This is a genomic window from Pseudomonas sp. QL9 (genome assembly GCF_041409665.1).
Taxonomy (GTDB): Bacteria; Pseudomonadota; Gammaproteobacteria; order Pseudomonadales; family Pseudomonadaceae; genus Pseudomonas; species Pseudomonas knackmussii.
The window spans coordinates 2,948,806-2,973,757 of record NZ_CP166971.1 but is presented as its reverse complement, the minus strand read 5'-3'; the positions used below and the strand labels follow the sequence as shown (position 1 = coordinate 2,973,757).

At 66.5% G+C, this 24,952-nt stretch carries 23 protein-coding genes; 11 read left to right on the top strand and 12 right to left on the bottom strand.

The annotated features are described in order from the left end of the window. Nucleotides 1-12 precede the first annotated feature (12 nt). The 3 genes from ACA097_RS14050 (at nucleotide 13) to gshA (ending at nucleotide 4,495) form a co-directional block, all read left to right on the top strand. Entirely contained in the window at nucleotides 13-2,349 is a 2,337-nt protein-coding gene (locus tag ACA097_RS14050) for a Tex family protein (RefSeq protein WP_371370441.1), read from the top strand. A gap of 36 nt (nucleotides 2,350-2,385) precedes the next feature. Then, nucleotides 2,386-2,748 carry a PaaI family thioesterase gene (locus ACA097_RS14045; protein WP_371370518.1) on the top strand — a complete coding sequence of 121 codons (363 nt, stop codon included), beginning with the start codon at nucleotides 2,386-2,388 and terminating at the stop codon, nucleotides 2,746-2,748. A 163-nt stretch (nucleotides 2,749-2,911) separates the two neighbouring features. Beyond that, nucleotides 2,912-4,495: a glutamate--cysteine ligase gene (gshA, locus tag ACA097_RS14040; RefSeq protein ID WP_371370440.1), complete on the top strand. Its 1,584-nt coding sequence runs from the start codon at nucleotides 2,912-2,914 to the stop codon at nucleotides 4,493-4,495. A gap of 155 nt (nucleotides 4,496-4,650) precedes the next feature. On the opposite strand, the gene argA is transcribed toward gshA, so the two are convergent. Together argA and argE are read right to left on the bottom strand one after the other, a co-directional pair. Continuing rightward, nucleotides 4,651-5,949 (bottom strand): amino-acid N-acetyltransferase, encoded by a 1,299-nt coding sequence (argA, locus tag ACA097_RS14035; protein WP_160288717.1) that lies wholly within the window; start codon nucleotides 5,947-5,949, stop codon nucleotides 4,651-4,653. 122 nt (nucleotides 5,950-6,071) lie between these two features. Then, nucleotides 6,072-7,211 carry an acetylornithine deacetylase gene (argE, locus tag ACA097_RS14030; RefSeq protein ID WP_371370439.1) on the bottom strand — a complete coding sequence of 380 codons (1,140 nt, stop codon included), beginning with the start codon at nucleotides 7,209-7,211 and terminating at the stop codon, nucleotides 6,072-6,074. 192 nt (nucleotides 7,212-7,403) lie between these two features. Between argE and ACA097_RS14025 the strand changes: the two genes are divergently transcribed. From ACA097_RS14025 to ACA097_RS14010, 4 genes are all read left to right on the top strand, one after another. Next, nucleotides 7,404-8,765 (top strand): inorganic triphosphatase, encoded by a 1,362-nt coding sequence (locus ACA097_RS14025; protein ID WP_371370438.1) that lies wholly within the window; start codon nucleotides 7,404-7,406, stop codon nucleotides 8,763-8,765. Nucleotides 8,766-8,847: 82 nt separating this feature from the next. Next, nucleotides 8,848-10,632: a GspE/PulE family protein gene (locus tag ACA097_RS14020; RefSeq protein ID WP_371370437.1), complete on the top strand. Its 1,785-nt coding sequence runs from the start codon at nucleotides 8,848-8,850 to the stop codon at nucleotides 10,630-10,632. Nucleotides 10,633-10,749: 117 nt separating this feature from the next. Continuing rightward, complete coding sequence (locus ACA097_RS14015) at nucleotides 10,750-11,682, top strand: SPFH domain-containing protein (RefSeq protein WP_043256272.1); 933 nt, start codon at nucleotides 10,750-10,752, stop codon at nucleotides 11,680-11,682. A gap of 4 nt (nucleotides 11,683-11,686) precedes the next feature. Then, complete coding sequence (locus ACA097_RS14010) at nucleotides 11,687-12,133, top strand: NfeD family protein (protein WP_043256274.1); 447 nt, start codon at nucleotides 11,687-11,689, stop codon at nucleotides 12,131-12,133. Nucleotides 12,134-12,196: 63 nt separating this feature from the next. Here the strand turns inward: ACA097_RS14010 and lgt are convergent, their stop codons facing one another. Together lgt and ACA097_RS14000 are read right to left on the bottom strand one after the other, a co-directional pair. Continuing rightward, entirely contained in the window at nucleotides 12,197-13,030 is an 834-nt protein-coding gene (lgt, locus tag ACA097_RS14005) for a prolipoprotein diacylglyceryl transferase (RefSeq protein WP_043256276.1), read from the bottom strand. 20 nt (nucleotides 13,031-13,050) lie between these two features. Next, on the bottom strand, nucleotides 13,051-13,836 hold the full coding sequence (locus tag ACA097_RS14000; protein WP_371370517.1) for a sulfite exporter TauE/SafE family protein: 786 nt from the start codon (nucleotides 13,834-13,836) through the stop codon (nucleotides 13,051-13,053). Between the two features lie 101 nt (nucleotides 13,837-13,937). Between ACA097_RS14000 and ACA097_RS13995 the strand changes: the two genes are divergently transcribed. Further along, on the top strand, nucleotides 13,938-14,684 hold the full coding sequence (locus ACA097_RS13995) for an NRDE family protein (protein WP_043256278.1): 747 nt from the start codon (nucleotides 13,938-13,940) through the stop codon (nucleotides 14,682-14,684). Here ACA097_RS13995 and ACA097_RS13990 read toward each other — a convergent pair. The 3 genes from ACA097_RS13990 to ACA097_RS13980 form a co-directional block, all read right to left on the bottom strand. Continuing rightward, a complete protein-coding gene (locus ACA097_RS13990; RefSeq protein ID WP_371370436.1) occupies nucleotides 14,681-15,706 on the bottom strand; it encodes a diguanylate cyclase domain-containing protein in 1,026 nt (341 codons plus the stop codon). The two genes, ACA097_RS13995 and ACA097_RS13990, sit on opposite strands and share 4 nt — an antisense overlap. 75 nt (nucleotides 15,707-15,781) lie before the next feature. Then, nucleotides 15,782-18,061: a phosphoenolpyruvate--protein phosphotransferase gene (gene ptsP, locus ACA097_RS13985; RefSeq protein WP_043256281.1), complete on the bottom strand. Its 2,280-nt coding sequence runs from the start codon at nucleotides 18,059-18,061 to the stop codon at nucleotides 15,782-15,784. 22 nt (nucleotides 18,062-18,083) lie between these two features. Further along, entirely contained in the window at nucleotides 18,084-18,563 is a 480-nt protein-coding gene (locus ACA097_RS13980; protein ID WP_043256283.1) for an RNA pyrophosphohydrolase, read from the bottom strand. Between the two features lie 144 nt (nucleotides 18,564-18,707). Here ACA097_RS13980 and ACA097_RS13975 point away from each other — a divergent pair, with 144 nt between their 5' ends. Further along, a complete protein-coding gene (locus ACA097_RS13975; RefSeq protein ID WP_043256285.1) occupies nucleotides 18,708-19,367 on the top strand; it encodes an HAD family phosphatase in 660 nt (219 codons plus the stop codon). 6 nt (nucleotides 19,368-19,373) lie between these two features. Here ACA097_RS13975 and ACA097_RS13970 read toward each other — a convergent pair whose 3' ends face one another. From ACA097_RS13970 to ilvA, 3 genes are all read right to left on the bottom strand, one after another. Continuing rightward, nucleotides 19,374-19,841 carry a DUF2269 family protein gene (locus ACA097_RS13970; protein WP_371370435.1) on the bottom strand — a complete coding sequence of 156 codons (468 nt, stop codon included), beginning with the start codon at nucleotides 19,839-19,841 and terminating at the stop codon, nucleotides 19,374-19,376. 31 nt (nucleotides 19,842-19,872) lie between these two features. Further along, a complete protein-coding gene (locus tag ACA097_RS13965; RefSeq protein ID WP_371370434.1) occupies nucleotides 19,873-20,340 on the bottom strand; it encodes a DUF2269 domain-containing protein in 468 nt (155 codons plus the stop codon). A gap of 124 nt (nucleotides 20,341-20,464) precedes the next feature. After that, on the bottom strand, nucleotides 20,465-22,009 hold the full coding sequence (gene ilvA / locus ACA097_RS13960) for a threonine ammonia-lyase, biosynthetic (protein ID WP_371370433.1): 1,545 nt from the start codon (nucleotides 22,007-22,009) through the stop codon (nucleotides 20,465-20,467). A gap of 112 nt (nucleotides 22,010-22,121) precedes the next feature. Between ilvA and rpiA the strand changes: the two genes are divergently transcribed. Next, nucleotides 22,122-22,793, top strand: a complete 672-nt coding sequence (gene rpiA, locus ACA097_RS13955; protein WP_043256292.1) for a ribose-5-phosphate isomerase RpiA — start codon at nucleotides 22,122-22,124, stop codon at nucleotides 22,791-22,793. 74 nt (nucleotides 22,794-22,867) lie between these two features. Further along, complete coding sequence (locus ACA097_RS13950; protein ID WP_371370432.1) at nucleotides 22,868-23,200, top strand: YegP family protein; 333 nt, start codon at nucleotides 22,868-22,870, stop codon at nucleotides 23,198-23,200. A gap of 8 nt (nucleotides 23,201-23,208) precedes the next feature. Here the strand turns inward: ACA097_RS13950 and ACA097_RS13945 are convergent, their stop codons facing one another. Beyond that, the gene (locus ACA097_RS13945) at nucleotides 23,209-23,937 is read right to left on the bottom strand and encodes a CatB-related O-acetyltransferase (RefSeq protein WP_371370430.1); all 729 of its coding nucleotides are present in this window, start codon (nucleotides 23,935-23,937) and stop codon (nucleotides 23,209-23,211) included. A gap of 52 nt (nucleotides 23,938-23,989) precedes the next feature. Further along, a complete protein-coding gene (locus tag ACA097_RS13940) occupies nucleotides 23,990-24,919 on the bottom strand; it encodes an SdiA-regulated domain-containing protein (RefSeq protein WP_371370429.1) in 930 nt (309 codons plus the stop codon). Nucleotides 24,920-24,952 lie beyond the last annotated feature (33 nt).

Below are 24,952 nucleotides of genomic sequence, written 5' to 3'. Positions count from 1 at the left end.
CCAGGTGGATTCATGGACAGCATCAACACCCGTATCGCCGAAGAGCTTTCCGCACTGCCCTCCGGCCGCGTTCAACCGCAGCAAGTCGCCGCTGCCGTCGCTTTGCTCGATGAAGGCTCCACCGTCCCCTTCATCGCCCGCTACCGGAAAGAAGTCACCGGCAGCCTGGATGACACCCAGCTGCGCCTGCTGGAAGAGCGCCTGCGCTACCTGCGCGAACTCGACGAACGCCGCGCGGCGATCCTCGCCAGTATCGAGGAGCAGGGCAAGCTGACTCCGGAACTGGCCCGCGAGATCAACCTCGCCGACACCAAGACCCGCCTCGAAGACCTCTACCTGCCGTACAAGCAGAAGCGCCGCACCAAGGGCCAGATCGCCCTGGAAGCCGGCCTCGGCGAGCTGGCGGACGCGCTGTTCAACGACCCGACGCTCACCCCGGAAACCGAAGCCGCGCGCTTCGTCGATGCCGAGAAGGGCTTCGCCGACACCAAGGCTGTACTCGAAGGCGCCAAGTACATCCTTATGGAGCGCTTCGCCGAGGACGCCACCCTGCTCGACCGTCTGCGCGTGTTCCTCAAGGACAACGCCACCCTGACCGCGCGCCTGGTACCCGGCAAGGAAACCGAAGGCGCCAAGTTCAGCGACTACTTCGAGCACGACGAACCGCTCAAGGGCGCGCCATCCCACCGCGCACTGGCGATCTTCCGCGGCCGCAACGAAGGCGTGCTGAGCGTCGCACTGAAGGTCGGCGACGAGCTGCCGGGCACTGCGCACCCGTGCGAAACCATGATCGGCGAGCGCTTCGGCGTGAGTAACCAGGGCCGCGCCGCGGACAAGTGGCTGGCCGAGGTGGTGCGCTGGACCTGGAAGGTCAAGCTCTACACCCACCTGGAAACCGACCTGCTCGGTGAGCTGCGCGAAGGCGCCGACGCCGAGGCGATCAACGTCTTCGCCCGCAACCTGCACGACCTGCTGCTCGCCGCTCCGGCCGGCCCGCGCGCCACCCTGGGCCTGGACCCAGGCCTGCGCACCGGCGTGAAGGTCGCCGTGGTCGATGCCACCGGCAAGCTGCTGGACACCGCCACCGTCTACCCGCACGCGCCGAAGAACCAGTGGGACCAGACCATCGCCGTGCTCGCCGCCCTGTGCGCCAAGCACAAGGTCGAGCTGATCGCCATCGGCAACGGCACCGCCAGCCGCGAGACCGACAAGCTGGCCATCGAGCTGATCAAGAAGTACCCGGCGCTCAAGTGCACCAAGGTCATGGTCAGCGAGGCCGGCGCCTCGGTGTACTCCGCTTCGGAACTGGCCGCCAAGGAATTCCCGGACCTCGACGTGTCGCTGCGCGGCGCCGTCTCCATTGCCCGCCGCCTGCAGGATCCGCTGGCCGAGCTGGTGAAGATCGAGCCCAAGTCCATCGGCGTCGGCCAGTACCAGCACGACGTGTCGCAGCTGCAACTGGCGCGTAGCCTGGATGCGGTGGTGGAAGACTGCGTGAACGCCGTGGGCGTGGACGTGAACACCGCTTCCGCCGCCCTGCTGGCGCGCATCTCCGGCCTCAACAGCACCCTGGCGCAGAACATCGTCTCGCACCGCGACGCCAACGGCGCGTTCAAGACCCGCGACGAGCTGAAGAAAGTCAGCCGCCTGGGCGAGAAGACCTTCGAGCAGGCCGCCGGCTTCCTCCGCGTGATGAACGGCGACAACCCGCTGGACGCCTCGGCGGTGCACCCGGAGACCTACCCGCTGGTGCAGCGCATCGCCGCCGACACCGGCCGTGACATCCGCTCGCTGATCGGCGACTCCGGCTTCCTCAAGCGCCTCGATCCGAAGAAGTTCACCGACGAGCAGTTCGGCCTGCCGACCGTCACCGACATCCTCAAGGAACTCGACAAGCCTGGCCGCGACCCGCGTCCGGAGTTCAAGACCGCCGAGTTCCAGGACGGCGTGGAAAGCCTGAAGGACCTCACGCCCGGCATGGTGCTGGAAGGCGTGGTGACCAACGTCACCAACTTCGGCGCTTTCGTCGACATCGGCGTGCATCAGGACGGCCTGGTGCACATCTCGGCGCTGTCGGAGAAGTTCGTCAAGGACCCGTACGAAGTGGTCAAGGCTGGCGACATCGTCAAGGTGAAGGTCATGGAAGTGGACATCCCGCGCAACCGCGTCGGCCTGTCCATGCGCATGAGCGACACCCCCGGCGAGAAGGTCGATGGCCCGCGTGGCGGCGGTCGTCCGCAGGGCGGTCAGCGCAACGAGCGCAGCGCCCCGCGCCAGCAGGAGAAGGCCCCGGCAAACAACGCCATGGCCTCGCTGTTCGCCAACGCCAAGCAACTGAAGAAGAAGTAAGGAACCGCCATGAGCGAGATGCCCAGCCGCGACATCATGATCAGCGCCTTCAGCGAAAACATCGGCCTGGAGCCGGTGCGCATCGGCGACGGCGAGGCGGAGGTGAGCCTGAAGATGGCCGAGCACCTGCGCAATCGCGGCAACGTGATGCACGGCGGGGCGATCTTCTCGCTGATGGACGTGACCATGGGCCTGGCCTGCTCCAGCGCCCATGGCTTCGACCGCCAGAGCGTGACCCTGGAGTGCAAGATCAACTACATCCGCGCAGTCGCCGAGGGCGAGGTGCGCTGTGTGGCCAAGGTCCTGCACGCCGGTCGTCGCTCCCTGGTGGTGGAGGCCGACGTGTTCCAGGGCGACAAGCTGGTCGCCAAGGGACAAGGCACCTTCGCCCAGCTGTAAGCCACCCCTCCCCACCTGCACTATCCTGACCATCGGCAGCCCGCACGCCACGCGGGCTCCGGTGAGTCGCAGCCCGCCAGGCGACAACGCCGGCCGCCCTCCCCCTTGTAGACCGCCTGGTCCACCCCCATAGTGGGGCGACCGCCGCGTGAAGGACTTCAAATTGAGCGACCTACTTTCCCGCCGCCTGGCTCTGCTCGGTGACGCTGCCAACCTGCCCCTGCTCGCCCAGTGCCTGCACGGTATCGAGCGCGAATGCCTGCGCGTCGACGAGGCCGGCCGGATGGCCCTGACCGAACATCCGCGCGTGCTCGGCTCGGCCCTGACCCACCCGCAGATCACCACCGACTACTCCGAGGCGCTGCTGGAGTTCATCACTCCGACCAGCACCAGCGTCGAACAGACCCTCGGCTCGCTCGAAAGCATCCATCGCTTCGCCAGCCAGCACCTCGACGGCGAACTGCTGTGGAGCCCGTCGATGCCTTGCGAACTGCCGGACGAGGAGACCATCCCGATCGCCCGCTACGGCACCTCCAACATCGGTCGCCTCAAGTACGTCTACCGCAAGGGCCTGGCGCTGCGTTACGGCAAGACCATGCAGTGCATCGCCGGCATCCACTACAACTTCTCGCTGCCCGAGGGGCTCTGGCAGTTGCTGCAGAAGCACGAGGATGGCGGTCAGTCGCTGCGCGACTTCCAGTCGGCGCACTACATCGCGCTGATCCGCAACTTCCGCCGCTACAGCTGGCTGCTGATGTACCTGTTCGGCGCCTCGCCGGCGCTGGATGCCGGCTTCCTGCGCGGCCGCCCGCACAACCTGCAGGCGTTCGACGAGCACACCCTCTACCTGCCCTACGCCACCAGCTTGCGGATGAGCGACCTGGGCTACCAGAACAACGCCCAGGCGGGCCTGACGCCCTGCTACAACGACCTCGACAGCTACGTCGAGAGCCTGCGCCGCGCGGTCAGCTCGCCCTACGAGCCGTACGCAAAGATCGGCACCAAGCAGAATGGCGAGTGGGTGCAGCTGAACACCAACGTGCTGCAGATCGAGAACGAGTACTACTCGAGCATCCGTCCCAAGCGCGTGACCCACACCGGCGAGCGGCCGATCCAGGCACTGGAGAGCCGCGGCGTGCAGTACGTCGAAGCGCGCTGCCTGGACATCAACCCCTTCCTGCCGCTGGGCATCGACGCCGCCGAGGGCCGCTTCCTCGACGCCTTCCTGCTCTATTGCGCGCTGCAGGACAGCCCGCTGCTCGCCGACGGCGAATGCGGTGCGGCGACCAGCAACTTCCTCAAGGTGGTCAAGGAAGGCCGACGTCCGGGACTGCACCTGCAACGCGGCGGGCAGACCGTACCGCTGCAGGTCTGGGCCAGTGAGCTGGTAAAGCGCATCGCGCCCATCGCCGAACTGCTCGACCGCGCCACCGGCAGCAACGCTCATGCACAGAGCCTGATGCAGCAGCGCGAGAAGATCGCCGATCCGGATCGCACCCCGTCCGCCCAGGTACTGGCGGAAATGCGCGAGCGCGGCGAAAGCTTCACCGCCTTCGCCCTGCGCAAGAGCCGCGAGCATGCCGAGCAGCTGTCCAAGCCGCTGCCGGCCGCCGAGCAGGAAGCCTTCGAAGCCATGGCGCGCAACTCCCTGGCCGAACAGGAAGCGCTGGAACGCCAGCCCGAAGGCGACTTCGACACCTTCGTCGCCGCCTACCAGGCGAGCATCCTGGGTCTGATCGGCGTCTGAGATCGCTGCAAAGAAAAAAGAGGCCTTCGGGCCTCTTTTTCATTTGTGCCTTTCACTGATGCGCGAAATCACCTTGTAGGAGCGTACCTTGTCCGCGATAGCTGGATATCCCTGCGCGATTCGCGGATGAGATCCGCTCCTACGAAAAGCCGGCGTTACAGGCTCTTCTCGAACACCTGCGAATTGCGCTGATAGTTGTACAGCGAGGCACGCGCCGCCGGCAGGCGGTCGACGCTGCTGGGCTGGAAGCCGCGCTCGCGGAACCAGTGGGCGGTGCGCGTGGTGAGCACGTAGAGGGTCTTCACACCCAGCGCGCGGGCGCGCTTCTCGATGCGCTCGAGCAGTTCATCGCCACGACCGCCGTGGCGGTACTCCGGGTTCACCGCCAGGCAAGCCAGCTCGGCTGCGTCGGAATCGGCGATCGGATAGAGCGCCGCACAGGCGATGATCAGACCCTCGCGTTCGACGATGCTGAACTGCTCGATCTCGCGCTCCAGCACCTCGCGCGAACGGCGCACCAGGATGCCTTGCTCCTCCAGCGGACGAATCAGTTCCAGCAGGCCGCCGACATCCTCGATGCCCGCCTCGCGCAGCTGCTCGAACTGCTCCTGGGCAACCAGGGTGCCGTTGCCGGCGCGGGTGAACAGCTCGCTGAGCAGCGCGCCGTCCTCGGTGAAACTGACGATATGGCTGCGCCGCACGCCAGCGCGGCACGCCTGCGCGGCGGCGTCGAGCAGTTCGGCCTGATAGCTGGTGCCCAAACGTTGCAGGTGCGACGGCACCTGCTGCGGGCGCAGCTCGCGGACCAGCGCGCCGTCCTCGTCCAGCAGGCCGCGCTCGGCGCCGAACAGGATCAGCTTGTCGGCGCCCAGTTCGATGGCCGCGCGCATGGCCACGTCCTCGCAGGCGAGGTTGAAGATCTCCCCGGTGGGCGAGTAGCCCAGGGGCGAGAGCAGCACGATGGAGCGCTCGTCGAGCAGGCGGTTGATGCCCTTGCAGTCGATCCGCCGCACCTCGCCGGTGTGGTGGTAGTCGATGCCCTCGACCACGCCGATCGGCCGCGCGGTCACCAGGTTGCCGGAGGCCACGCGCAGCCTCGCGCCCTGCATGGGCGAGGCGGCCATGTCCATCGACAGGCGCGCTTCGATGGCGATGCGCAAGCTGCCCACGGCATCGATCACGCACTCCAGGGTCGGTGCGTCGCTGACCCGCAAGCCGCGGTGGAAGCGCGGCGCCAGCCCGCGCGAGGCCAGGCGCGCTTCGATCTGCGGGCGCGAGCCGTGCACCAGCACCAGGCGCACGCCGAGGCTGTGCAGCAGCACCAGGTCATGGACGATATTGCCGAAGTTCGGGTCTTCCACACCCTCGCCGGGCAGCATGACCACGAAGGTGCAGTCCCGGTGGGCGTTGATGTAGGGGGAGGCGTGACGTAACCAGTTGACGTAGTCGTGCATTGTGCAGAAAGCCTGTAAGCGTCGAGCGATGAAGGGTTGTCGAGTGCAAAGAGCCGGCAAGGGCGGGCGCGGCGGTTATCGTCGTCGCATGCACATCGACAGATATCTCCTCTTCATGACGTTTACAGGCAGTAGTGCTTGATCAGGCCGCGCAGCAGCTCCACGGTCGGAGGAATGCGCGCAAGGTCCAGATGCTCGTCTGGCTGGTGGGCGCAGGCGATGTCGCCGGGGCCGAGCACCAGGGTCTCGCAACCGAGCTGCTGAAGATACGGCGCTTCGGTGCCAAAGGCTACCGCTTCCGCCGAATGCCCGCTTAGACGTTCGGCCAGGCGCACCAGCTCGCTGTCCGCCCCCTGCTCGAAGGGCGGCACGGCGGGAAACAATGGGTGGTAGTCCAGGCGCACCGAGAATCGCTCTGCCAGCGGCTGCAGACGCTCGCCAATGGTCCGCCGCAGGGCCTCCGGGTCCATACCCGGCAGCGGCCGCAGGTCGAACTCCAGGGCGCATTGGCCACAGATGCGGTTGGGGTTGTCTCCGCCGTGGATGCAGCCGAGGTTGAGGGTCGGCTGCGGCACGCCGAACTGCGGATTGTTGAACTCGGTCTGCCACTGCGCGCGCAACGCCAGCAGCTCGCCGATGGCGGCGTGCATGGCCTCCAGGGCGCTATGCCCCAGGCGCGGATCGGAGGAATGGCCGCTCTGCCCGTGGATCTCGATGCGCTCCATCATCACGCCCTTGTGCAGGCGGATCGGCCGCAACCCGGTGGGCTCGCCGATCACCGCGGCGCGCGCCAGCGGCTTGCCGGCGGCGGCCAGGGCGCGAGCGCCGGACATGGAGCTTTCCTCGTCGCAGGTGGCGAGGATCAGCAGCGGCTGGCGCAACGGTTGGTCGAGCAACGGCAGCAGCGCCTCGATGGCGATGGCGAAGAAGCCCTTCATGTCGCAGCTGCCAAGGCCATACCAGCGCCCGTCGCGCTCGTCGAGGCGCAGCGGATCGCTTTTCCACAGGGACTCGTCGTAGGGCACGGTGTCCGTGTGCCCGGCGAGTACAAGGCCGCCGGGGCCGCTGCCGAGGCTGGCGAGCAGGTTGAACTTGCCGGGCGTCACTTCCTGCAGCTCGCAGGCGAAGCCGAGGTCGCCCAGCCAGTTGGCTAGCAGCTCGACCACCGGGCGGTTGGACTGGTCGAGGGCGGCCTGGGTACAGCTCACCGACGGCAGGGCGAGCAGGTGCGCGAAACGGTCTTTCAGACTCGGCAGGGACATGGGCTTCTCCGAACGCTTTGCCGCCATCATGGCCCAGGAAGGCGGACGATTAAACCTCCGGGACGCCAGCCGCCTCCTGTACACTGACGGCCCTCGACGCACGCGCCCAGCGCCGGGCCCGGCACCCTTTCGCCGCGCCCCGTCTACCCTTTTCCTTCCAGGGCGGCAGCCGCCCCCGACCCGGAACCCGTCATGCAGAAAGAAACCGAAATCAAGCTGCGCGTCAGCCGCGAAACCCTCGACGCGCTGCGCGACCATCCGCTGCTGAAAAAGCGCAACAAGTCCGGCTGGCAGCAGAGCGAACTGTTCAACCAGTACTACGACACCCCGGCCCGCGACCTCGCGCGCGCGCGCGTCGCGCTGCGCCTGCGCCGCGATGGCGAGCAGTTCATCCAGACCCTGAAGAGTCGCGGCCACAGCGTGGCCGGGCTGTCCGAGCGCAACGAGTGGGACTGGTACCTGGACAAGGCCAAGCTGGACCTGAAGAAGCTCGACGACCAATGCTGGCCGGCAGCGCTGGCCGACCTCGACAAGAAGCAGCTGGCGCCGATCTTTACCACCGACTTCAACCGCCAGCGCGCGGAAATCGCCTGGGGCCGCGGCGAGGCCAAGGTCGTGGTGGAAGCCGCCCTCGACCTCGGCAAGGTGATCGCCGGTGAGCAGGAAGAGGAAATCTGCGAGCTGGAGCTCGAACTGCGCCAGGGGGAACCCGAAGCGCTGCTGGAGCTCGCCGCCGAACTGGCCGCCGACCTGCCGCTGATGCCCTGCGACATCAGCAAGGCCGAGCGCGGCTACCGGCTGTACGACCCGGCCAGCTATTCGGTGCAGGCCGATACCCAGAAGCTGCTGGCGGAAACCCCGCTCGACGGCGCCTTCGCCGGCATCGCCTGGGCCCTGCTGGGCAACAGCCAGCGCCTGGCCGAGCAATACCGCTACAACGGCCACTGGCGCCTCCTGCAAGACTGGCTGCAACAACTGGTCGACCTGCGCGCGCTGCTCGGTAGCCTCGGCCAGGTGGTGCCGCGCGCCAGCTCCCGCGAGTTGCGCGAAGCCCTGGACGCGCTGATCGCCGACTGGAGCCCGCGCCTTGAGCAAGGCGAAACCGACGAAAGCGTCCGTCAGCAAGCGCCGGAAGCCTTCCGCGCCGAGCTCGCGCAAACCCGCTGGGGCCTGTTCTCGCTCAACGCCTCGCGCTGGCTGTTCAAGCGCGCCTGGACCGAAGGCCGCAACGAGCGCGGCAACCGCCAGGGCGCTGCGGCGCTGGGCAAATGGCTGCCGCGCCAACTGGCCGAGGAAGCCGAAGGCCTGCCGCTGTCGCGCGCCCAGCAGGACCCGATGCTGCTCGTCGACCACCTGCCGCGCCTGCAACGCATGCTGGTCTGGCTGCGCCAGGCGCGCGACGTCCTGCTGCTGGCCGAGGTCGACCGTCTCTATGGCGAGCTGGTGAAGCTGCAGCAGATGATCCAGCAGCGCGACCCCGAGACGCTGGATGCCCTGGCGGCCCAGGCCCATACTGTGCTGGCTCTCAAGCCCTGGAAGGCGCTTTTGAAATAAGCTGGGAACCCGGCGGCGCGGGGAGGACTCAGAACCGTTCCACCCGCAGCCGTCCGCGGCACATTCAACGCAGGGAGTCCGCATGTCCGTGTTCGCATCGCCAGCCCAGGACCGTTGGCTGGATCTGGCCGATATCCTCCACGAGCTGGTTGCCCAGGGGCGCATCGCGCAGGCCGATGCCGAGCAATGCCTGGCAATCCGTCGCAGCGCGGTGAAGAACCAGCAGCACCCCCTGGAATTCCTTGCCGCACAGCAGGTCCCGGACTTGCGCCACCCCGGCCGACACCTGGACCTGGACCAGCTCGTCCACTGGCTGGCCGAATACTCCGGCCAGCCCTACCTGCGCATCGACCCACTGAAGATCGACGTCGCCGCGGTTACCCCGCTGATGTCCTACGCCTTCGCCCAGCGCCACAAGATCCTCGCCGTGGCAGTGGCGCCTGACAGCGTCACCATCGCCAGCGCGCAACCCTTCGTGCACAGCTGGGAGAGCAACCTCACCCACGTGCTCAAGCGCCCGATCAAGCGCGTGGTGTGCAACCCGCAGGACATCCAGCGCTTCACCACCGAGTTCTACCGCCTGGCCAAGTCGGTCAGCGGCGCCTCGGCGCAGGACATGAAGATCAGCGGCGTCGGCAACTTCGAGCAGTTGCTCAAGCTCGGCGCCAACGACCAGGAACCCGATGCCAACGACGCGCACATCGTCACCATCGTCGACTGGCTGTTCCAGTACGCCTTCCAGCAGCGCGCCAGCGATATCCACATCGAGCCGCGCCGTGAACAGGGCACCGTGCGCTTCCGCATCGACGGCGTGCTGCACAACGTCTACCAGTTCCCGCCGCAGGTGACGATGGCGGTGGTCAGCCGCCTGAAGAGCCTCGGCCGCATGAACGTCGCCGAGAAACGCAAGCCGCAGGACGGCCGGGTGAAGACCAAGACCCCGGACGGCGCCGAGGTCGAACTGCGCCTGTCGACCCTGCCCACCGCCTTCGGCGAGAAGATGGTGATGCGGATCTTCGACCCCGAAGTGCTGCTCAAGACCTTCGACCAGCTCGGCTTCTCACCCGACGACATGCGCCGCTGGCAGAGCATGACCAACCAGCCCAACGGCATCATCCTGGTCACCGGGCCGACCGGCTCGGGCAAGACCACCACGCTCTACACCACGCTCAAGCAGCTGGCCACGGACGAGGTGAACGTCTGCACCATCGAGGACCCGATCGAGATGATCGAGCCCTCGTTCAACCAGATGCAGGTGCAGCACAACATCGACCTGAGCTTCGCCAGCGGCGTGCGCGCCCTGCTGCGGCAGGACCCGGACATCATCATGGTCGGCGAGATCCGCGACCTGGAAACCGCCGAGATGGCGATCCAGGCGGCGCTGACCGGCCACCTGGTGCTCTCCACCCTGCATACCAACGACTCGCCCACGGCCATCACCCGCCTGCTCGAACTGGGCGTGCCCTACTACCTGATCCGCGCCACCGTGCTCGGCGTCATGGCCCAGCGCCTGGTGCGTACGCTGTGCCCGCACTGCAAGGCGCCGATGGCGCTGGAAGAGTCCGACTGGCAGGAACTGACCCGCCCGTGGAATGCCCCGCTGCCAACCGGCGCGCACCAGCAGGTGGGCTGCCTGGAATGCCGCGACACCGGCTACCGCGGACGCGCCGGGGTCTACGAGATCATGCTGCTGACCGACAACCTGAAGCAGTTCATTACTCCCGACACCGACCTCATCCAGCTGCGCCGCCAGGCGTTCAAGGAAGGCATGCGCAGCCTGCGCCTGTCCGGCGCGCAGAAGGTCGCGGCCGGCCTCACCACTATCGAGGAAGTGCTGCGGGTCACGCCGCAGAGCGAGCAGAAATAACGTCGGTCTGCTGGATCCCCGCGTGCGCGGGGATGACGACGCAAGCACCATCTTTCCCGCGCACGCGGGAATCCAGCAGAGCCCCACAGGAAGTATTTCGACCAAGGAGTGCGCTACATGGAAACCGGCAGTGTCCTGATCCTCTTCGTCATCCTCGCGGTGGCGATCGTCTTCATGGGCTTCAAGGTGGTACCGCAGGGCAACGAGTGGACGGTCGAGCGCTTCGGCCGCTACACCGGCACGCTGAAGCCGGGGCTGAACATCATCGTCCCGGTGATGGACCGCATAGGGCAGAAGATCAACATGATGGAGCGCGTGCTGGATATACCGCCGCAGGAGGCGATCAGCGCCGACAACGCCATCGTGCAGATCGACGCCGTGTGCTTCTTCCAGGTGGTCGACGCAGCACGCGCGGCCTATGAGGTCAGCGGCCTGGAGAACGCCGTGCGCAACCTGGTGATGACCAACATCCGCACCGTGCTCGGCTCCATGGAGCTGGACCACATGCTCAGCCAGCGCGACGCGATCAACGAGCGCCTGCTGCGCACCGTCGACGAGGCCACCGCGCCCTGGGGCCTGAAGGTCACCCGCATCGAGATCAAGGACATCAGCCCGCCGGCCGACCTGGTCGAAGCCATGGCCAGCCAGATGAAGGCCGAGCGCCTGAAGCGTGCGCAGATCCTCGAAGCAGAAGGCCGCCGCGCAGCGGAAATCCTCACCGCCGAAGGCAAGAAGCAGGCGCAGATCCTCGAAGCCGAAGGCCTGCGCCAGTCGGCCTTCCTCGAATCCGAAGCCCGTGAACGCCAGGCCGAGGCGGAAGCCAAGGCGACCCGCGTGGTCTCCGAGGCCATCGCCACCGGCAACGTGCAGGCGGTGAACTACTTCGTCGCGCAGAAGTACGTCGACGCCCTGGGCCAGTTGGCCGCCTCGAACAACAGCAAGATCGTCCTGATGCCGCTGGAAGCCAGCCAGGTGATCGGCGCGGTGGGCGGCATTGGCGAGATCGTCAAGGCCACCTTCGGCGACGCCTCCGGCGCCAAGCGGAGTTGAGGCCATGTGGGAATACCTGCAGCACCTGAGCTTCTGGGACTGGCTGGCCTTCGGCACCCTGCTGCTGATCCTCGAAGTGTTTGGCGCCGGCGGCTATCTGCTCTGGGTCGGCGTGGCTGCCGCGGCAACCGGCGTACTCACCTTCCTCATCCCGGCCATGGACTGGACCTGGCAGTTCCTCGCCTTCGGCATCCTCTCCCTGCTCACCGTGGTGTTCTGGTGGCGCTACCAGCACCGTCCCGGCGCCAATGCCGCGGCCAGCGGCCTGAACCGCCGCGGCAGCGAGCTGATCGGCCGGCAGTTCGCGCTGCACGACGCAATAGTCGGCGGGCGCGGCAAGGTCCGCGTCGGCGACAGCCTGTGGCTGGTCAGCGGCCCCGACCTGCCGGCCGGCGCCCAGGTGAAGGTCACCGGACAGGACGGCGTGCTGCTGCTGGTCGAGCCGGCCTGAGCTCCTACGCAGCGCCCACAAAAAAGCCCGCCATTCGGCGGGCTTTTTCATGCGGCTGCGGGCTCAGTTGGCCAGTGGCTTGGCCGCCGCGCGGCGGTAGGCCCAGACCATCAGCGCGATGCCGCCGAGGATCATCGGCACGCAGAGCAACTGGCCCATGGTCAGCCAGTCCCAGGCGATGTAGCCCGGACCACCATTGCCGCCGGCACCCTGATCGGCGTCCGGCAGGCGGAAGAACTCGACGAAGAAGCGGAAGCAGCCGTAGCAGAGGATGAACAGGCCGGACACCGAGGCGGTCGGGCGCGGCTTGCGCGAGAACAGCCAGAGGATGATGAACAGCGCGATACCTTCCAGGGCGAACTCGTAGAGCTGCGACGGGTGGCGCGGCAGCTGAGCGGGGTCGCTGTACGGCGGGAAGATCATCGCCCAGGGCACGTCGGTCGGCTTGCCCCACAGTTCGGCGTTGATGAAGTTGCCGATACGCCCGGCACCCAGGCCGATCGGCACCAGCGGCGCAATGAAGTCCATCAGCTGGAAGAAGCTCTTGCCGTTGCGCTTGCCGAACCACCAGGTCGCCAGCATTACGCCGAGCAGACCGCCGTGGAAGGACATGCCGCCCTCCCAGACCTTGAACAGGTTCAGCGGATTGCTCAGATAGAAGTCCGGCTTGTAGAACAGCACGTAACCGATGCGCCCGCCGAGGACGACACCGCAGGCGACCCAGAACACCAGGTCGGAGAGCTTCTCCTTGGTCCAGGTCGGATCGAAACGGTCCAGTCGGCGCGAGGCGAGCAGCCAGGCACCGCCAATGCCGATCAGGTACATCAGGCCGTACCAGTGGATCTTCAGGGGGCCGAGCGACACCGCGACGGGGTCGATCTGTGGATAAGGCAGCATCGCTTTCTCCTAGGGACGAATCATTTGAGCAGGAAGCTCATGCCGACGCAGAACATCAGCAAGGCGAACAGGCGCTTGAGCACCTTGGCCGGCAGCCGGTGCGCAAGGCGCGCACCGATGCGGGCGAAGAACATGCTGGTCACGGCAATGCCGACCAGCGCCGGCAGGTAGACGAAGCCGAAGCTCCATTCCGGCAGCAACGGCTTGTGCCAGCCGACGACGATGAAGGAAATCGCGCCGGCGATGGCAATCGGCAGCCCGCAGGCCGAGGAGGTCGCCACCGCCTGCTGCATGGGCACACCGCGCCAGGAGAGGAAGGGCACGGTCAGCGAGCCGCCGCCAATGCCGAAGATCGCCGAGGCCCAGCCAATGAAACCACCGGCCGTGCCAAGACCGGCCTTGCCTGGCAGCTCGTGGCCACCCTTGGGCTTGAGGTCCAGGGCCATCTGGAAAGAGATCAGCACGGCGAAGCTGCCGATGATCTTCTGCAGCATCGGGCCCTTGATGGCCGATGCGGTCAGCGCGCCCAGGGCACTGCCGACGATGATCCCGACTGTCATCCAGAGGAACACCGGCCAGCGCACCGCGCCGCGACGATGGTGTTCGCGAATGGAATTGATCGAAGTGAAAACGATGGTCGCCAGCGAAGTGCCCACCGCCATCTGCGTGAGTACGTCGACGGAAAAACCGTGGGCGGTGAAGCTGAAGACCAGGGCCGGGACGATGATCAGGCCGCCACCGACGCCGAACAGGCCGGCCAGTACCCCGGCGCAGGCGCCCAGCACCAGGTAGAGGAGGAACTCCATGGTCACCTCGGATCGGAAAAGCGGCATGGTAGCGGAAGCCACCCGGGGGCTCCAGCACGCCTGAGGGCTTGATAGACTGCGCGAACCACCAGGAGTTTCCCATGTGCCTGATCGTGCTCGCCTGGCGCCCCGGCCACGCCATGCCCCTCATAGTCGCGGCCAACCGTGACGAATTCTATGCCCGCCCCACCCTGCCGCTCGCAGCCTGGGAGGATGCGCCCGGGGTCTTCGCCGGGCGCGACCTGGAAGCCGGCGGCACTTGGCTGGGCATCGGCCCGGACGGTCGCTTCGCCGCGCTGACCAACGTCCGCGACCCGGATCAACCGCTCGGCCCCCGTTCGCGCGGCGAGTTGGTGGCCGGCTTCCTGCGCGGCCGGGAGTCGCCCTTCGACTATCTGGAGCGGGTCCGCTCGCGCGCTTCCGACTACTCAGGCTTCAACTTGCTGGTCGGCGATGCCCGCCAGCTCTGCTACTTCAACCCGCGCACCGGCGCACCACGCTTGCTGCCGCCCGGCCTGCACGGCGTGTCCAATGCCGCGCTGGATACGCCCTGGCCGAAGCTGGAGCGCGCTCGCGCCGCGCTGGCCGAACGCCTCGACGCCGCCGACCCGCACAGCCTGCTGGAACTGCTCGCCGATACCCAGAAGCCCCAGGACGAACAGCTGCCGGAAACCGGCGTCGGCATCGCCACCGAACGCCTGCTGTCCAGCGTGTTCATCGCCAGCCCGAACTACGGCACCCGCGCCAGCAGCGTGCTGCGGGTCCATGCCGATGGGCGCCGGGAGTTCCTCGAACGCAGCTTTGGCCCCCATGGCGCGCGCCTGGGCGACATCGAAGTAAGCGCCTAGCAGAGCTCGATGCAATCGCGCCGTTGCTTGGCGCGATAGAGCGCGTCGTCCAACCGCCGTAGCAAGTCTTCCAGCGACTCCCCGCAGCGAAGGGTGGCCAGCGCGAAACTGGCAGTCAGCGCATGCTCCAGTCCGGCGCCCACCTCGCCGATGCATCGGCGCAGGCGCTCCGCCAACGCGTGGCTGGCGGCTAGCGGCGTGTCCGGCAACAGCACGATGAACTCCTCTCCACCCCAGCGGGCGAAGCAATCGCCATCGCGCAGGCTGTTGCGCACTCCTTTCGCCACCGCGACCAGGACGCGGTCGCCCACCGGGTGGCCGTGACTGTCGTTGATGCGCTTGAAGTGATCGAGGTCGAACATCAGCAGACTGACGTCGTGGCCGTGGCGCTGGAAGTGCAGCCACTCGTGCTGCAAGCTGCTTTCGAAGCGGCGTCGGTTGAATATCTGCGTGAGCGGGTCCGTCTCGCTCAGGCGCAGAGCCTCCGCTGCCTGCTCGGCCAACGCCAGGTTGGCCCGACGCAGGGCCTCGGTACGCTGCTCCACCAGTTGCTCAAGGTTGCGATTGAGTTCGTGCAGCTCTTCGTTGCGCTGCTGAAGCTCCAGCTCGACAAGCTTGCGCTCATGGATGTTTCGATGGGCGCCGATCATGCGCGTTGCGCGGCCGTCACCATCGAACTCGACGAAGCGGCCGTGATCGCTTATCCACAGGTATTCGCCGTCCAGGCAGCGGCAGCGGTACTCCTCGGCGTAGGTTGGATGGCGGCCTTCGATGTAGGCCTGGAACCCCTGCATGACGCGCTCGAAGTCGTCCGGGTGGATCACCGAGTGCCAGGTATCGACATCCTCCGGCAGGCCGTCCAGCGGGTAGCCGAGCATGCGGTACCAGCCCGGACTGCGCTTGACGTGATTGCTGGCGATGTCCCAGTCCCAGATGCCGTCGCTGACGACTTCCAGGGCATAGCGAAGGGTCTTCTCGATACCGTCGCGGGCATCCGCCGCGGGGAGTTGCTGCTCGTCCATAAGCCTCGTCCGGACATGCCGGTCCTACGTTGGCTCCCGGGACGACGCAGCTCCGGGACGGCGCGACCTGGGGGCTCAGCCCTGGATGGTCGCCGCCGGATTGATTACCCGGCCAAGACCCAGGTTGCGCAGGGCCAGGTGCAGGGAGCTGTGGATAACCTGCGGGTTGTCGAAAGTCATCAGCTGCCCGAGCAGCTCGCGGGCCTTGCTCAGGGTGATCTGGCGCAAGAGCCATTTCACCTTCGGCAGGTTGGTGGCGTTCATCGACAGCGAGTCGAAGCCCATGGCCATGAGCAGCACGGCAGCCGCCGGGTCGCCGGCCATCTCACCGCAGATGCTCACTGGCTTGCCTTCGGTGTGGGCGTCGTCGACCACCTTCTTCAACGCCTGCAGAACCGCCGGGTGCAGGTAGTCGTAGAGATCGGCGACGCGCGGGTTGTTGCGGTCGACCGCCAACAGGTACTGGGTCAGGTCGTTGGAGCCGACCGAGAGGAAGTCCACCTGGCGCGCCAGCTCGCGGGTCTGGTACACCGCCGCGGGGATCTCCACCATCATGCCGATCGGCGGCATGGGGATGTCCACGCCTTCGTCGCGGATCTCGCCCCAGGCGCGGTGGATCAGGTGCAGCGCCTCTTCAAGCTCGTGGGTGCCGGAGATCATCGGCAGCAGGATGCGCAGGTTGTTCAGGCCCTCGCTGGCCTTGAGCATGGCGCGGGTCTGCACCAGGAAGATTTCCGGGTGGTCGAGGGTGACGCGGATGCCGCGCCAGCCGAGGAACGGGTTCTCTTCCTTGATCGGGAAGTAGGACAGCGCCTTGTCGCCGCCGATGTCGAGGGTGCGCATGGTCACTGGCAGCGGGTGGAAGGCCGAGAGCTGCTCGCGGTAGATCGCCAGCTGCTCCTTTTCGCTGGGGAAACGGTCGTTGATCATGAACGGCACTTCCGTGCGGTACAGACCGACCCCTTCGGCGCCGCGCTCCTGGGCGCGCGCCACATCGGCCAGCAGGCCGGTGTTCACCCACAGCGGCATGCGGTGGCCGTCGAGGGTCTCGCAAGGCAACTCGCGCAGCGCGGCCAGGCCCTTGCTCAGTTCCTTCTCTTCGGCGACCACTTCGCCGTATTGCTTGACCAGCTGCGGCGACGGGTTGGTGTAGATCTCGCCGTGGTAGCCGTCGACGATCAGGTCGATGCCGTCGACCTTGGAATACGGCAGATCGACCGCGCCCATCACCGTCGGGATGCCCATGGCGCGGGCGAGGATGGCGACGTGCGAGTTGCCCGAACCGAGTACCGAGATCAGGCCGACCAGCTTGCCCTCGGGCACCTCGCCGAGCATCGCCGGAGAAAGTTCCTCGCTGACGATGATGGTCTGGTCCGGGTACGTCAGGGTCTGCTGACGCTCTTCCTGGAGATACGCGAGGATGCGGCGGCCGATATCCTTGACGTCGGAGGCACGCTCGCGCAGGTAGGCGTCGTCCATCAGTTCGAAGCGCGCGACGTGCTCCATCACCACCTGGCGCAGGGCGCCCTGGGCCCACTGGCCGTTGCGGATGATGCGCTTCACTTCCTGGCCGATGGAGGCGTCGTCGAGCATCATCAGGTAGACGTCGAACAGCGCGCGCTCTTCTTTACGCAGCTGGGTGGCGAGCTTGCTGGAGAGGTTGCGCATGTCTTCGCGCACCGATTCCAGGGCCTGCTTGAACAGCTCGATCTCGGCCTCGACGTCGTCGATGCTCTTGTCCGGGACCACTTCGAGGTCCGCCGGCGGCAGCACCACCACGGCCTTGCCCACGGCAACGCCGGGTGCGCCGGGTACGCCGACGAACTTGGCTTCCTGGATGCCCTTGCCGAGCTTGCCCAGGCCACGGATCGAACCGGTGGCTTCGGCGTGTGCGATAACGCCCGCGAGCTGCGCGCTCATGGTGACGAGGAAGGCTTCCTCGCCCTCGTCGAACTGGCGTTTGTCTTTTTGCTGCACCACGAGCACGCCCATGACGCGACGGTGGTGGATGATCGGTGCGCCGAGGAAGGAGGCGTAGCGCTCCTCACCGGTTTCGGCGAAGTAGCGGTAGCGCGGGTGCTCGGAGGCGTTCTCCAGGTTCAGCGGCTCTTCGCGGGTACCGACCAGGCCGACCAGGCCTTCGTTCGGCGCCATGCTGACCTTGCCGATGGAGCGCTTGTTCAGGCCTTCGGTGGCCATCAGGACGAAGCGGTTGGTGTCGGCGTCGAGCAGGTAGACCGAACACACCTGGGTGCCCATGGCTTCCCTGACGCGCAACACGATGATGCCCAGCGCCGCCTTGAGATCCTTGGCGGCGTTCACTTCCTGGACGATCTTGCGCAGCGTGTTGAGCATGCTCAGGGCCTTATCTCCGTGTTCAGTCCCGCGCCAGCAGACGCGGCGCCAATTCCTTCAGCGCCCGTCGGTAGACCTCGCGCTTGAAGGTCACTACCTGGCCGAGCGGGTACCAGTAACTCACCCAGCGCCAACCATCGAACTCTGGCTTGCCGGTGACATCCATGCGCACCCGCTGCTCGTCGCCGGTCAGGCGCAGCAGGAACCATTTCTGCTTCTGCCCGATGCACAGCGGCTGGCTGTTGGTGCGCACCAGGCGCTGCGGCAGGCGATAGCGTAGCCAACCGCGGGTGCAGGCGAGGATCTTCACATCCTGCTCTTCCAGGCCGATCTCTTCGTTCAGCTCGCGGAACAGCGCTTCTTCCGGGGTTTCCCGGGCATTGATACCACCTTGCGGGAACTGCCAGGCGTCCTGGTTGATGCGCCGCGCCCACAGCACCTGTCCGGCCTCGTTGGAGAGGATGATGCCGACATTAGGGCGAAAACCATCGGGATCGATCACGGCGGGACATCCTCGAAAACGCGTGTGCCCGCATTGTTCCACAAAGCCTGTGACAGCGGCAACGCGAGGCGCGGCGACATGTGCAGGCCGGGTAAAAGCCGTTACTCTAGGCGACTTTTCCGCGACTGCAGTTAACGGTGAATCATGGCGCGTCTGGCCCTTTTCGATCTCGACAACACCCTTCTGGCCGGCGATAGCGATCACAGCTGGGGCGAGTGGCTGTGCCAGCGCGGTTTCGTCGACGCCGACGAGTACCAGGCGCGCAACGACGCCTTCTACGCCGACTACCAGGCCGGCACGCTCGACGTCTTCGCCTACCAGGCGTTTACCCAGGCCATCCTCGCGCGCACCTCGCATGAGCAACTGGCTGCCTGGCACCAGCAGTTCATGGAAGAAGTCATCGAGCCGATCATCCTGCCCAAGGGCGAAGCCCTGCTGGCCGAGCACCGGGCGGCCGGCGACCGGCTGGTGATCATCACCGCCACCAATCGCTTCGTCACCGGCCCGATCGCCGCGCGCCTGGGCGTGGAGACGCTGATCGCGACCGAGTGCGAGATGATCGGCGGCCACTACACCGGCAAGACCTTCGACGTGCCCTGCTTCCAGGGCGGCAAGGTGACGCGCCTGCAACGCTGGCTCGAAGAAACCGGCATGAACCTGGAAGACAGTTACTTCTACAGCGACTCGCGCAACGACCTACCGCTGCTCGAAGCCGTGGCCAACCCAGTGGCCGTCGATCCGGATGACGTCCTCCGCGCCACCGCCGAGAGCCGTGGCTGGCCGGTGCTCAGCCTGCGCGGCTGAGTCGCCTCAAAACGACTTGTTGACCATCAGCCAGTAGATCGCGAGGAAGGCCAGGAACGCCGGCCAGCCGAGCGCGAACCACCAGCGCATATAAAGGAAGGCTTGGGGCGGCAGCGCAGCGTCCGCCGCCCGGGCCGCTTCCGCCATGTCGCGCACGCGGATCTGCAGCCACACCACCGGCAGCCAGCAGAGCCCGGCGAACACGTACAGCCCCAGGCTCCCGAGCAGCCAGCCCTGGTCCAGCGGCCAGCCGGCGATGCGCGCCATGGCCAGGCCACTGAGCGGCTGGAATACGGCGCTGGTGGCGATGAACAGCCAGTCGGCCGTCACCAGATGGCGGAAAGTCACGGCGATCGCCTGCAGGTTGCCGCTACGCCAGGCGCGCCACGCGTAGTAGGCCGAGCCCAGGCCGGTGCCGAACAGCAGGGTCGCGGAAAGGATATGCAGGGTCTTGAGCAGCAGGTAGGGACTCATCGGCGCTCCATCGCCATTGCGCCGGCCGCACCTAGAGCGGCTTGGCGAGCATCAGCCAGAGGATGGTGAACAGGCTCACCAGGGCCAGCGCCAGGAAGACAGTGCCGAAGCGCAGCTCGCGGGTTGCTCGCTCGGCCAGCGGCTCTCCGCTGTCACGGGCGCTGACCGCCAGGGCGCGAATGCGCCATAGGCGACTGGTGAACAGCAGCCAGAAGATCGTCATCAGGATCAGCAGGCAGCCGCTGGCGAGCAGCCAGGTCTGGCCCAGCGGGAAGCCGGCGCGATGCACCATCTGCCACCCCGTGACGGGCAGACTGACCACGCTGCCGGCGACCAACAGCCAGGCGGCCAGGCCGATGCGCAGCAGCGCCTTGGCCAGTACGCCGGCATCCCCACCGCGCCAACTGCGCCAGCCGTACCAGGCGAGGCCGACCATGGCCAGCAGCGGGACGACCACGGCCGCGCCGTGGAGGATCTTGAGGGTCTGGTAGGTTTCCATATGGGCTTCCCTGTCGTGTATCGGGCTGTTCCTTCAGCCTAGCAGCGCGCTTTGTCGCTGGGTCCCCGCGCTCGCGGGGATGACGGGGTGGCATTTGCCAAGCGCAACCCAGCGATTACGGCCGTTAGCCGAGGAACAGCTTGTAGGCCGGATTGTCGCTTTCGTCCCAGTACGGGTAGCCGATCTCTTCCAGCGCCGCCGCCACCAGGTGGCGCTCTTCCGCCGGCACCTGCAGGCCGGCGACCACGCGACCGTCGGCGGCGCCGTGGTTGCGGTAGTGGAACATGGTGATGTTCCAGCGCCCGCCGAGCTTGTTGAGGAAGTTGAACAGCGCACCGGGGCGTTCGGGGAACTCGAAGCGGAACACCTGCTCGTCGCTGACGCGTGGCGAATGGCCGCCGACCATGTGGCGGATGTGCAGCTTGGCCAGTTCGTTGTCGGTCAGGTCGAGCACAGGGAAGCCCTGGCCACGCAGTTGCTCCACCAGCACCGCGCGCGGGTCGTTGTCCGGGTGGGTCTGCACGCCGACGAAGATGTGCGCTTCCTGGTCGGTGTTGTAGCGGTAGTTGAACTCGGTGATCTGGCGCTTGCCGATGGCCTCGCAGAACGCCTTGAAGCTGCCCGGACGCTCCGGGATGGTCACGGCGATGATGGCTTCGCGCTTCTCGCCCAGCTCGGCGCGCTCGGCGACGTGGCGCAGGCGGTCGAAGTTGATGTTGGCGCCCGAATCGATGGCCACCAGGGTCTGGCCCTTCGAACCTTCGCGCTCGACGTACCTCTTGATGCCCGCAACGGCCAGCGCACCAGCAGGTTCGGTGATCGAGCGGGTATCGTCGTAGATATCCTTGATTGCCGCACAGATCTCGTCGGTACTGACGGTGATCACCTCGTCGACGTAGTCCTTGCAGATATCGAAGGTGTGCTTGCCGATCTGCGCGACTGCCACGCCATCGGCGAACAGCCCGACCTGATTCAGCACCACGCGCTCGCCGGCGGCCATGGCGGCCTGCAGGCAGTTGGAATCGTCCGGCTCGACGCCGATCACCTTGATCTCGGGGCGCAGGTACTTCACGTATGCGGCGATGCCGGCGATCAGCCCGCCGCCACCGACGGGCACGAAGATGGCATCCAGGCGGCCCGGGTGCTGGCGGAGGATTTCCATGGCCACGGTGCCCTGGCCGGCGATCACGTCCGGATCGTCGTAGGGGTGGATGTAGACGTAGCCCTTCTCTTCCACCAGCTTCAGCGAGTGCGCCAGCGCCTCGGGGAAGGCATCGCCGTGCAGTACTGCCTTGCCGCCGCGGGCGCGCACGCCCTGGACCTTCAGCTCCGGCGTGGTGCGCGGCATCACGATGGTCGCCTTCACGCCCAGCTCGCGCGCCGCCAGGGCCACGCCCTGGGCATGGTTGCCGGCCGAAGCGGTGACCACGCCGCGCGCCAGCTCCTCGGCAGTCAGCTGCGCCAGCTTGTTGTAGGCGCCGCGGATCTTGAAGGAGAACACCGGCTGCAGGTCCTCGCGCTTGAGCAGGACCTGGTTGCCCAGGCGCTCGGATAGCTGGCGGGCGGCTTGCAGGGGCGTTTCCACCGCAACGTCGTAGACGCGCGAGGTGAGGATCTTCTTGACGTACTGTTCGAGCATCGGGGCGGGCTTCGCTGGGACCGGGCACAAAGCCCGGAGTCTACTCCAGTCGGCGCGCGCCTGGCGCGCCGAATCCACATTCGGCGGGCAGCGCCGCTATAATTTGCGCCTCTGCCATTCCCTTTGCCGGATACCCCGCACCATGAACCAGGACCAGCTCAAGCAGGCCGTGGCCCAGGCCGCCGTCGACCACATCCTCCCGCACCTCGACAGCAAGAGCATCGTCGGGGTCGGCACCGGCTCCACCGCCAACTTCTTCATCGACCTGCTGGCCAAGCACAAGGCCGAGTTCGATGGCGCCGTGGCCAGCTCCGAAGCCACCGCTCAGCGCCTCAAAGGCCATGGCATCCCGGTCTACGACCTGAACACCGTCAGCGAGCTGGAGTTCTACGTCGATGGCGCCGACGAGAGCAACGAGCGCCTGGAACTGATCAAGGGCGGCGGCGCCGCGCTGACCCGCGAGAAGATCGTCGCGGCCGTGGCCAAGCAGTTCATCTGCATCGCCGACGCCAGCAAGCTGGTGCCCATGCTCGGCGCCTTCCCGCTGCCGGTCGAAGTCATCCCCATGGCCCGCAGCCATGTGGCCCGCGAGCTGGTGAAGCTGGGCGGCGACCCGGTCTACCGCGACGGAGTGCTGACCGACAACGGCAACATCATCCTCGACGTGCATAACCTGCGCATCGAAAGCGCAGTAGCCCTGGAAGAGCGCATCAACAACATCGTCGGCGTGGTCACCGTTGGCCTGTTCGCCGCGCGCCCGGCCGACCTGCTGCTGCTCGGCACCGCCGACGGCGTGAAGACCCTCAAGGCCTGATCGTGCGCGCCCATGGACGGGCGCCCGCCAGCGGCTAGGCTTAGGACTCAGCGTCCTGCGTCGGAGAGGCAGCCATGGCCGCGAAATACCACCTGAAGAAGGCCAGCGATGGCCAGTTCCACTTCAACCTGCACGCCAGCAATGGCGAGATCGTCATCAGCAGCGAGCTGTACAAGGCGAAAACCTCGGCCATCGAAGGCATCGAGTCGGTACGCCGCAACTCGCAGCGCGAAGGCGCCTTCGAGCTCAAGGAAGCCGGCAACGGCAAGCACTACTTCGTGCTCAAGGCCACCAACGGCCAGGTTGTCGGCCAGGGCCAGATGTACGGCAGCCGAGCCAGCGCCGAGAACGGTGTGGCTGCGGTGAAGCGCTACGCGCCCGATGCCGGAATCAGTGACGACAGCTGAGTGACTGCCTAAGTGGGCAACAGCTCCACTCCCCAGGGTTTGGAACGGACCTGAAGCTTTTGCGGGTTCAACTGGGGCGGCGGCCCTTGCCGCTCCAGCGCATCCAGGCAGGCCTCGGGGTCGTCCAACAGCAACTCGCCCAGTGCATCCAGTGGTAGTTCCCACCAGCGACTGGCCAACAGGCGCTCGATGGCCTCCGGCGAAAAGCGATAGCGGATCACCCGTGCCGGCGACCCGGCAACGATGGCGTAGGGCGGCACGTCCTTGTTCACCAGCGATTGAGCGCCAATCACCGAACCGGTCCCCACCGTCACGCCATCGAGAATCAGCACGTCACGACCGATCCAAACGTCGTTCCCGATCACGGTCGGGATTCGTGGCGCATGACGCTTCGTCGGCCGCCGGAGCAGTTGCGGATTACTTGGAAAATTGTGGGTGGTCAGCCAATCCATTGGATGAGAGTGGCGTCCCTGACCGATCACCACCCCCGTGGCGATCGAGCAGTACCGGCCGATGCGTGCGACATCGAGGAACTCGCAACCGCTGACCACATCCGTGTAGGCGCCGACCTCCAGGGTCGGAGCATAAATCTTGGCCTTACCAATCTTGACGCCCGGTTCCAGCGTCAGTTGCGCGCCGTCACGCAGTGATTTGATACCGCCGGAGAGGCGGCATTGGTGGTGATCGAGGGCCTTTTTCAAGCGGCGGTTGATCTGGACTTCCCTGATGATGTTCATAGTTGCTCCCGCGAATCGACACTCCGTGGGCGGCGCTACTGTAATGCCAATGCTATTGGCCCGCCAAACCAGTCGATTTGCGGAACACGTAGAACAGGTTGGGCTCGCTGACCAGGTACAGCGTGCCGTCCCCGTCCATGGCCACCCCCTCGGCCTGCGGCACGCTGCGCTGCAACCCTTGCCTGTCGCGCAGCAGCGACAGGCTGCTGATCGGCTTGCCATCGACGTCCAGCTCCAGCACCAGGCGCGATTCGTCCGACAGCGCCAGCAAGTGGCCGCTGCCCGCGTCGTACTGCAGGCTGGAAAGATCGCGGACGAACAACCGGCTGTCGCGCTCGGGGTCACCCAGCACATGCACGGCGAACGGCTGGTCGGTCGATGCCTGCGGGAAGCCATGGATCTCCAGGATGCGCAGCGGGTCGCGCTCCTGGGCGACGAACAGGCGTTTGCCCTTGGCGTCGTAGGCCAGGCCCTCGAAGCCCTTGTTGCCCATCTGGCCGATCCCCAGGGACAGCTGCTGCGCCTGGCTGGCATCCAGCTCGCGGGTCGCATCGTCGAGCTGCACCTCGAACAGGCGCTGGCGGCGCTCGTCGCTCAACACGTAGCGGCCCGGCGCGATGTATTCGATCGCTTCGGTATCGCCGAAGCCGTGCAGGACGATCTTGCGCAGCAGGCGTCCGTCCAGCGACAGCTCGATGATCTGCGCCGGCTGGTTGGTCACGGTGAACAGGCTGTGGCGCTGCGGATCGTAGGTCAGCGCGGAAACATCATCGTCGAGCCCGGCGATGGGCTGCGCCTCGACCACCACGCGATAGTCCGGCAGCCACACCGAACGTCCGCGCCAGTGCTCTTCATGCTGCCACTCGCGCACAGCGAACCAGGCGCGCTCGAAGAGGCGGAAGTGCTGGCCGACCAAAGCCGCAGCCAGCAGCAGAATCAGCAGGAGCGCCAGCAGACGGCGCGGAGTGAAATGGCGAAGCATCGGCAGTCCAATCGAGAAAGGGCAGCCGTGATA

Coding starts and splice junctions, on each gene's coding strand:
- ACA097_RS14050 (WP_371370441.1), top strand. CDS start 13: ATGGACAGCATCAACACCCGTATCGCCGAAGAGCTTTCCGCACTGCCC.
- ACA097_RS14045 (WP_371370518.1), top strand. CDS start 2,386: ATGATCAGCGCCTTCAGCGAAAACATCGGCCTGGAGCCGGTGCGCATC.
- argA (WP_160288717.1), bottom strand. CDS start 5,949: ATGCACGACTACGTCAACTGGTTACGTCACGCCTCCCCCTACATCAAC.
- argE (WP_371370439.1), bottom strand. CDS start 7,211: ATGTCCCTGCCGAGTCTGAAAGACCGTTTCGCGCACCTGCTCGCCCTG.
- ACA097_RS14025 (WP_371370438.1), top strand. CDS start 7,404: ATGCAGAAAGAAACCGAAATCAAGCTGCGCGTCAGCCGCGAAACCCTC.
- ACA097_RS14020 (WP_371370437.1), top strand. CDS start 8,848: ATGTCCGTGTTCGCATCGCCAGCCCAGGACCGTTGGCTGGATCTGGCC.
- ACA097_RS14015 (WP_043256272.1), top strand. CDS start 10,750: ATGGAAACCGGCAGTGTCCTGATCCTCTTCGTCATCCTCGCGGTGGCG.
- ACA097_RS14010 (WP_043256274.1), top strand. CDS start 11,687: ATGTGGGAATACCTGCAGCACCTGAGCTTCTGGGACTGGCTGGCCTTC.
- lgt (WP_043256276.1), bottom strand. CDS start 13,030: ATGCTGCCTTATCCACAGATCGACCCCGTCGCGGTGTCGCTCGGCCCC.
- ACA097_RS14000 (WP_371370517.1), bottom strand. CDS start 13,836: ATGGAGTTCCTCCTCTACCTGGTGCTGGGCGCCTGCGCCGGGGTACTG.
- ACA097_RS13995 (WP_043256278.1), top strand. CDS start 13,938: ATGTGCCTGATCGTGCTCGCCTGGCGCCCCGGCCACGCCATGCCCCTC.
- ACA097_RS13990 (WP_371370436.1), bottom strand. CDS start 15,706: ATGGACGAGCAGCAACTCCCCGCGGCGGATGCCCGCGACGGTATCGAG.
- ptsP (WP_043256281.1), bottom strand. CDS start 18,061: ATGCTCAACACGCTGCGCAAGATCGTCCAGGAAGTGAACGCCGCCAAG.
- ACA097_RS13975 (WP_043256285.1), top strand. CDS start 18,708: ATGGCGCGTCTGGCCCTTTTCGATCTCGACAACACCCTTCTGGCCGGC.
- ACA097_RS13970 (WP_371370435.1), bottom strand. CDS start 19,841: ATGAGTCCCTACCTGCTGCTCAAGACCCTGCATATCCTTTCCGCGACC.
- ACA097_RS13965 (WP_371370434.1), bottom strand. CDS start 20,340: ATGGAAACCTACCAGACCCTCAAGATCCTCCACGGCGCGGCCGTGGTC.
- rpiA (WP_043256292.1), top strand. CDS start 22,122: ATGAACCAGGACCAGCTCAAGCAGGCCGTGGCCCAGGCCGCCGTCGAC.
- ACA097_RS13950 (WP_371370432.1), top strand. CDS start 22,868: ATGGCCGCGAAATACCACCTGAAGAAGGCCAGCGATGGCCAGTTCCAC.
- ACA097_RS13945 (WP_371370430.1), bottom strand. CDS start 23,937: ATGAACATCATCAGGGAAGTCCAGATCAACCGCCGCTTGAAAAAGGCC.
- ACA097_RS13940 (WP_371370429.1), bottom strand. CDS start 24,919: ATGCTTCGCCATTTCACTCCGCGCCGTCTGCTGGCGCTCCTGCTGATT.